This is a genomic window from Faecalibacterium langellae, from assembly GCF_002549775.1.
In the GTDB taxonomy this organism is placed as follows: domain Bacteria; phylum Bacillota; class Clostridia; order Oscillospirales; family Ruminococcaceae; genus Faecalibacterium; species Faecalibacterium langellae.
Genome location: NZ_NMTR01000072.1, coordinates 1 through 1,021, shown reverse-complemented (window position 1 = coordinate 1,021; position 1,021 = coordinate 1). Strand labels below are relative to the sequence as shown.

2 protein-coding genes are annotated in these 1,021 nt (G+C 39.9%); both read left to right on the top strand.

Annotated features, from left to right (window positions below; translation table 11 throughout):
* Positions 1-63: 63 nt before the first annotated feature.
* A complete protein-coding gene (rpsJ, locus tag CGS49_RS13760; RefSeq protein ID WP_002885653.1) occupies positions 64-372 on the top strand; it encodes a 30S ribosomal protein S10 in 309 nt (102 codons plus the stop codon).
* Between the two features lie 116 nt (positions 373-488).
* The coding region (gene rplC, locus CGS49_RS13755; RefSeq protein ID WP_097802307.1) for a 50S ribosomal protein L3 at positions 489-1,021 on the top strand (533 nt) is incomplete at its 3' end.

Genomic DNA, 1,021 nt, shown 5'->3' with positions numbered 1-1,021 from the left:
AATCCGTGTTGGTTTTCTTGAGGAGCTAGCCTATTATCTTAAATAGACGAAAGAGGAGAAAAAATGGCAAACAAAAAAATTCGTATCCGTTTGAAAGCTTACGAACACCGTACGCTTGATACAGCGGCTGAAAAAATCGTAGAAACTGCAACTCGCACTGGTGCGACAGTTGCTGGGCCAGTCCCACTTCCAACTGAACGTAGTCTCTACACAATTATTCGTGCGACTCACAAATATAAAGATTCTCGCGAACAATTTGAAATGCGTACACACAAACGTCTCATCGACATTATCAACCCAACTCAAAAAACAGTTGACGCTTTGATGAAACTTGATCTTCCAAGTGGTGTGAACGTCGAAATCAAACTTTAATTTAAAGATTGATTCATTGAGCATAAAAAACGCTCGTTAAAAACTTTTTTGAGCATAAAAAACGCTCATAAAAAACTTTTTGAAATACATTATTAAAGTAAAGGAAGTATTTTCTCATGACAAAAGGAATCTTAGGGAAAAAAGTGGGAATGACTCAAATCTTCACTGAAGCAGGTGAATTTATCCCTGTTACTGTCATTGAAGCTACTCCAAACGTTGTGCTTCAAGTTAAAACTGTTGAAACAGACGGTTACGAAGCAGTTCAAGTTGGTTTTGATGACAAACGTGAAGTATTGAGCAACAAACCTGCCAAAGGCCACGTAGCGAAAGCTAACACAGCTCCTAAGCGCTTCATTCGTGAATTCAAAAACATTGAAGGCTTAGAAGTTGGATCAGAAATCACAGTTGACATATTCGAAGCTGGAGATGTTGTTGATGTAACTGGTACTTCAAAAGGTAAAGGTTTCCAAGGTGTTATCAAGCGCCACGGTCAATCACGCGGACCTATGGCTCACGGTTCTCGTTACCATCGTCGTCCAGGTTCAATGGGACCTGTAGCGCCTAACCGTGTTTTCAAAAATAAACACTTGGCAGGACGTATGGGTGGCAACCGTGTGACAATTCAAAACCTTGAAATTGTACAAGTTAT